General features: G+C 63.3%; 7 protein-coding genes. 4 read left to right on the forward strand and 3 right to left on the reverse strand.

From position 1 onward, the window contains the following. Positions 1 to 14 precede the first annotated feature (14 nt). From AC3WN8_RS20530 to AC3WN8_RS20540, 3 genes are read right to left on the reverse strand one after another with little or no spacing between them, the layout of a single operon-like run. Positions 15 to 323: a DUF3618 domain-containing protein gene (locus tag AC3WN8_RS20530; protein WP_492671341.1), complete on the reverse strand. Its 309-nt coding sequence runs from the start codon at positions 321 to 323 to the stop codon at positions 15 to 17. Beyond that, the gene (locus AC3WN8_RS20535; RefSeq protein ID WP_492671342.1) at positions 320 to 733 is read right to left on the reverse strand and encodes a phage holin family protein; all 414 of its coding nucleotides are present in this window, start codon (positions 731 to 733) and stop codon (positions 320 to 322) included. Before AC3WN8_RS20535 ends, AC3WN8_RS20530 begins: the two co-directional genes overlap by 4 nt. Positions 734 to 765: 32 nt before the next feature. Further along, positions 766 to 1362: a hypothetical protein gene (locus AC3WN8_RS20540; RefSeq protein WP_492671343.1), complete on the reverse strand. Its 597-nt coding sequence runs from the start codon at positions 1360 to 1362 to the stop codon at positions 766 to 768. Positions 1363 to 1658: 296 nt separating this feature from the next. Between AC3WN8_RS20540 and eno the strand changes: the two genes are divergently transcribed. The 4 genes from eno (at position 1659) to AC3WN8_RS20560 (ending at position 5946) form a co-directional block, all read left to right on the forward strand. After that, positions 1659 to 2930: a phosphopyruvate hydratase gene (gene eno, locus AC3WN8_RS20545; protein ID WP_492671344.1), complete on the forward strand. Its 1272-nt coding sequence runs from the start codon at positions 1659 to 1661 to the stop codon at positions 2928 to 2930. Between the two features lie 101 nt (positions 2931 to 3031). Then, positions 3032 to 3343: an FtsB family cell division protein gene (locus AC3WN8_RS20550; RefSeq protein ID WP_492671345.1), complete on the forward strand. Its 312-nt coding sequence runs from the start codon at positions 3032 to 3034 to the stop codon at positions 3341 to 3343. Positions 3344 to 3466: 123 nt separating this feature from the next. Next, entirely contained in the window at positions 3467 to 4528 is a 1062-nt protein-coding gene (gene pdhA / locus AC3WN8_RS20555; RefSeq protein WP_492671346.1) for a pyruvate dehydrogenase (acetyl-transferring) E1 component subunit alpha, read from the forward strand. After that, on the forward strand, positions 4528 to 5946 hold the full coding sequence (locus AC3WN8_RS20560) for a pyruvate dehydrogenase complex E1 component subunit beta (protein WP_492671347.1): 1419 nt from the start codon (positions 4528 to 4530) through the stop codon (positions 5944 to 5946). The genes pdhA and AC3WN8_RS20560 overlap by 1 nt, the downstream gene beginning before the upstream one ends. Positions 5947 to 6196 lie beyond the last annotated feature (250 nt).

Genomic DNA, 6196 nt, shown 5'->3' on the forward strand with positions numbered 1-6196 from the left:
TTCGCCTTTGACTGCTAGTCCCCGGCGCGGGTCGTTTTCATCCTGTCGACCAGATCCCCCAGCGCCGACAGGATCGGTGCGCGAAAGACCCAGGCCAGCACCGCAAGCACGATCGCCGCGGTGGTGAACGGTCGCTTCTTGACCGTCTCGATCGCATCCGCTGCGATCTCGTCGGCCTTTTCGCGCAGATCCTCCAACGCCTCTTCGATCAGCGCCTTGGGTTTCAGCCGGTTCTGCAACTCGATCAGCGTTCCGGTCAGCCGTGCGCGTGCGGCCGACGATTCGCGCCTTGCCCGGGCGAGGCGGATCTCCTCGCGTGTCATAGGCCCAGGTCCTCGCCCTCGTCTTCATCCTGCCTGTCGCCAAGATCCTTTCGGATCCGCGCGGCGACCAGCCCAATCAGCAGCGCCGCGAGCAGCATCGCGACGACAGCGACGAGAAATGCCGCCAAGGCCGCACCCATCAAGGGCGCGAGCGCGAAAACCAGCGCCATGAGCAGCAAGGTGACCGAGCCGAAGGCGAGCAGTCCGCCCACCGCGGCAAGCGCGAGGAGCGTGCGATAGATATTGACCTTGTGGATCGCCTCCACCCGGTAGAGCTTGATTTCCGCGCGGACGAAGTTTTCGGCATCGTCGACCAGCCGGCTCAGCAGGTCGGCGATGCTACCTTCTTCGTGCTTCCGCTCTTCGGTCTCCACAAGAGCGTCGGATGGCGGCACGTGCGGCGTGGTCATGTCCGGCGCGTTCGTCACCCCCGTGCGGTCCGTCAGGCCTTGCCGTCGCTATCGTTGCCGGCCTTGATCAGGCGTGCGAGGACGAAGCCGATCGCCGCCGCCGCGCCGATCGCGACCGCCGGGCTCTTCTTGACGAAATCGGTCGCATCGCGGACCAGTTCGTCGACGTCCTTGCCCTTCAGCGTGTCGGCGAAACCCGAAACCGCGTCGGCCGCCTTGCGCGTGTAATCGCCATATTGCGATCCCACCTTGCTATCGACGGTGCCGGCGGCGTCGCCGATCATGCGCGCGACATTGTCGAGCGCCGACGCGGCGCGCGCCTTGCCTTCGGTCGCGGCGCCGCGAGCGCGGGCGGCCGCCTGATCCTTCAGCGCGGAGGCTTCCTTGCGCACCGCCGACGTCGCATCGTTCGCGGCGGCCTTGAGCTTGCTGTCGGCCTTGGCGGCCGCCTTGGGTGCGGCGCGTGTCGCGGCGGCCTTCACCGGCGCCGCGCGTCGCGCGACCGGCTTCGCCGCGGCTGCCGGCTTGGCTGCCTTGGATTTCGCGGCGGTGGGGGCTTTCGCGGCGGCGGGCTTGCGCGTCGCGGGCTTCTTGGGTGCGGAAGCGCTCGGGATCGGATCGTCAGCCATTTTTGCTTTCCTTTCGAAAACTCGATTCACAGCTACAACAATCTCTGTCCTTCGCAAGTTCCGCCCGTATCATCACTAGGTTGAGGATGGGGCCGATATGAACTTGCCCCCGCGCCGCTTTCCCGCAATTGCGCTCGCGTGGCTTGGCCGATAGAGGCACGGCCATCCCATCGTCGCCAGACTCGCTCTGGTTCAAATCGAACCGGAACGGGTCTGGCTTGCCCTTGTTTGCCGGGATTTTCGAGCCGGCAGGTGCGTTCGCCTGCGTCGAAAACCCTCTAGCCGGAGAGCCACCAATGACTGCGATCGTCGACGTCCATGCGCGCCAAATCCTCGATAGCCGGGGCAATCCCACAATCGAGGTCGACGTCTCGCTGGAGGATGGCAGTTTCGGCCGCGCGGCCGTGCCTTCGGGCGCGTCGACCGGTGCACACGAAGCGGTCGAGAAGCGCGATGGCGACAAGACCCGCTGGCTGGGCAAGGGCGTGACCGCGGCGGTCGAGGCCGTGAACGGTGAGATCGCCGAGGCGATCCTGGGCCTGGAGGCCGAGGATCAGGGTGAGATCGACGCGGCCATGATCGAACTGGACGGCACCCCCAACAAGGGGCGTCTCGGTGCCAACTCGATCCTCGGCGTCAGCCTGGCGGCCGCCAAGGCCGCGGCGGATTCGCGCGGGCTGCCGCTTTACCGCTATGTCGGCGGGGTCTCCGCGCATCTGCTGCCCGTCCCGATGATGAACATCATCAATGGCGGCGCGCATGCCGACAATCCGATCGATTTCCAGGAATTCATGATTATGCCGGTCGGCGCGGAGAGCCTGGTCGAGGCGGTGCGCTGTGGTGCCGAGATCTTCCATACGCTGAAGAAGGGGCTGCACGACAAGGGGCTGGCAACCGCGGTCGGCGACGAAGGCGGTTTCGCGCCCAATCTCGCCAGCGCGTCCGATGCGCTCGACTTCATCATGCAGTCGATCGAAAAGGCAGGCTACACGCCCGGCGACGATGTCGTGCTTGCGCTCGATTGCGCGGCGACCGAATTCTTCAAGGATGGCGCCTATCACCTCGATGGCGAAGGCAGGATACTCTCCCCCGTCGAGATGGCGGATTATCTTGCGGATCTGTGTGCACGCTATCCGATCAAATCGATCGAGGACGGCATGGGCGAGGATGATTTCGAGGGCTGGAAGGCGCTGACCGACAAGATCGGCGGCAGTGTGCAGCTTGTCGGCGACGACCTGTTCGTGACCAATCCGAAGCGGCTTGCCCAGGGCATCCGCGACGGGCTCGCCAATTCGCTGCTGGTGAAGGTCAACCAGATCGGCACGCTGACCGAAACGCTGGAAGCCGTTTCGATGGCGCAGCGCGCGGGCTATACTGCGGTGATGTCGCATCGTTCGGGCGAGACCGAGGACGCGACGATCGCCGATCTCGCGGTCGCGACCAATTGCGGGCAGATCAAGACGGGCTCGCTGGCGCGTTCCGATCGGCTTGCAAAGTATAACCAACTCATCCGTATCGAGGAACAGCTCGGACCGGTCGCACGCTATGCAGGGCGAATCTTTGGCTGAATCAATGCCCTGATCGGCGAATCTCATATTGCTGCTTTATTACGGCCGGGGAGGACTTTGTGCTTGACCCGTAGAATCCCGTGTGATTCAAGGATTCTACGATGTCCAAGGCCATTTCCTTCCTGTCCCTGATCAGATCGGCGGCGCCGTCGGCGCTGATGTTTCTCGTCATCGCGACATTCGCTGGATATGCGCTGATGGGATCGAACGGCGTGCTGGCCTGGGGTGACTATAAACGTCAGCTTCAGGAACGGCGCGTCGTGCTCGCCAAGCTCGAGGCCGAAAAGGCGGTGCTGGCCAATCGCGTGGCGCTGCTCGATCCGCGCCGCGCCAATCCCGACATGGCCGATGAGCTGATCCGTCGCGAGCTCGGCCTTGCGCATCCTGACGAGATCATCCTGCCTGTTAAATGATCGGCCAATTAATCTGGTCAAATGATCTTTGAGCGCCGATAATCGCGTGCTGGCCGTTGCGGAATCCTTGGGGCCGCGCCTATAGACCGGCTCATACCGTTCCTCCTTCCCCAGGGTGATGAGTTGGCAAGAGCATCGACAGCGAAATCCGGCAAGGCCGCCACGGGGGCGCCGCCGCCCGCCAATCGGGAGCGCCCCGAAGAACCGAAGCGCTACGAGGCGAGCAAGGACGAACTGCTCGAATTCTATCGTGAGATGCTGCTGATCCGCCGTTTCGAGGAAAAGGCGGGACAGCTTTACGGCCTGGGTCTGATCGGCGGTTTCTGCCATCTCTATATCGGTCAGGAGGCTGTTGCGGTCGGCCTGCAATCCGCGCTCGAAGTCGGCAAGGACAGCGTGATCACCGGCTATCGCGACCATGGCCATATGCTCGCTTACGGTATCGATCCCAAGGTGATCATGGCCGAACTGACCGGCCGCGAGGCTGGCATCAGCCGCGGCAAGGGCGGTTCGATGCACATGTTCTCGGTCGAGCATAAATTCTATGGCGGCCACGGCATCGTCGGCGCGCAGGTGTCGCTGGGCACCGGCCTCGCCTTCAAGCACAAATATGCCGATGATGGCGGTGTCGCCATGGCCTATTTCGGCGATGGTGCGGCCAATCAGGGGCAGGTGTACGAAAGCTTCAACATGGCGGAGCTGTGGAAGCTGCCGATCATCTTCGTCATCGAAAACAATCAATATGCCATGGGCACAAGCGTGAATCGTTCCTCGGCTGAGGATCAGCTTTATCGCCGCGGCGAGAGCTTCCGCATCCCCGGCATCCAGGTCGACGGCATGGACGTGCTGGCAGTGCGCGGTGCGGCCGAGACCGCGGTCAAATGGGTGCGCGAGGGCAAGGGGCCGGTGCTGCTCGAGCTCAAGACCTATCGCTATCGCGGCCATTCCATGTCCGACCCGGCCAAATACCGGTCGCGCGAGGAAGTGCAGGCAGTGCGCGACAAGTCCGACCCGATCGAGCACGCCAAGAAGGAGCTCGAAGCGCTCGGCGTCTCGGAAGATGCGCTCAAGGATATCGACAAGGAGATCCGCAAGGTCGTGGCGGAGGCGGCGGACTTCGCCGAAACCTCTCCCGAGCCGGAACCGGCGGAACTCTACACGGACGTGCTGGTGGATACTTACTGATGGCGATCGAACTCAAGATGCCCGCGCTTTCCCCGACGATGGAGGAAGGCACGCTTGCCAAATGGCTCGTCAAGGAAGGCGATGCCGTGAAGTCCGGCGACATTCTCGCCGAAATCGAGACCGACAAGGCGACGATGGAGTTCGAGGCGATCGACGAAGGCACGGTCGCGAAGATCCTCGTGCCCGAAGGCAGCGAAGGCGTGAAGGTCGGCACCGTGATCGCGATGATCGCCGGCGAAGGCGAAGATGCGGCAACGACGGCGGCGTCCGCCGCGGAGGCTGCCCCGGCGCCCGCCGCGGCACCGGAACCCGTTGCCGGGGAACCGGCCGGCAGCCAGGGTGAAGAAAAGCCTCAAAAGGCCGAATCCGGCACGTCCAAGCTGTCGAGCGATGTGCGCGCCAGCGTGTCCGATCCCGACATTCCGGCCGGTACCGAGATGGTCAAGACGACGGTGCGCGAAGCGCTGCGCGACGCGATGGCCGAGGAAATGCGCGCCGATGATCGCGTCTTCGTGATGGGTGAGGAAGTCGCCGAATATCAGGGCGCCTACAAGGTCACCCAGGGGCTGCTCGAGGAATTCGGCGCCAGGCGGGTGATCGACACGCCGATCACCGAATATGGCTTTGCGGGCGTCGGCACCGGTGCGGCGATGGCGGGCCTCAAGCCGATCGTCGAATTCATGACCTTCAACTTCGCCATGCAGGCGATCGATCACATCATCAATTCTGCGGCCAAGACCAATTACATGTCGGGCGGACAGATGCGCTGCCCGATCGTGTTCCGCGGCCCCAATGGCGCCGCGTCGCGCGTGGCCGCGCAGCACAGCCAGAATTACGGTCCCTGGTATGCCGCGGTTCCCGGCCTGATCGTGATCGCGCCTTATGACGCGGCCGATGCCAAGGGGCTGTTGAAGGCGGCGATCCGTTCCGAGGATCCCGTCGTGTTCCTCGAAAACGAGCTGCTCTACGGTCGCAGTTTCGAAGTGCCGAAGCTCGACGATTATGTCCTGCCGATCGGCAAGGCACGCGTCGTGCGTGAGGGCAGCGACGTGACGCTGGTGAGCTATTCGATCGGCGTCGGCCTCGCGCTCGAAGCCGCCGAGACGCTGGCGGGCGAGGGCATTCAGGCCGAAGTGATCGACCTGCGCACGCTGCGCCCGCTCGATACCGCCACGGTGCTCGCCAGCCTTAAAAAGACCAATCGCATGGTCGTGGTCGAGGAAGGCTGGCCGGTCTGCTCGATCTCGAGCGAGATCCTTGCGGTCGCGATGGAGCAGGGCTTCGACGATCTCGACGCACCCGTGCTGCGCGTGACCAACGAGGACGTGCCGCTACCCTATGCCGCCAAGCTCGAAAAGCTGGCGCTGGTCGATGCGGAGCGGGTGGTCAGGGCGGCGAAGGTTGTGTGTTACCGCTGAGGTGCTGGCTGCGCCCTATACCAGTTGCGGGAATTGTGAGTCGTGCAGACTAGCCATTCCCGCATGATATTCTAGAGCGGGATGCGCTTAGGTTGAAACGCATCCCGCTCTATTGACTATTTGTTTTCTGCATTTTGCGAGTCGTCAGGTGATTCCACCTGCCTTGAAATCATTCTAGGTGGTGGTGACATTTTAGGGATTCACGGGGTGCAGGATTTCTGATTCAACGCTGGCTTTTGGAGGCTGGTGT

It is taken from the genome of Sphingobium sp. FW305-3-2-15-F-TSA7, from assembly GCF_058787155.1.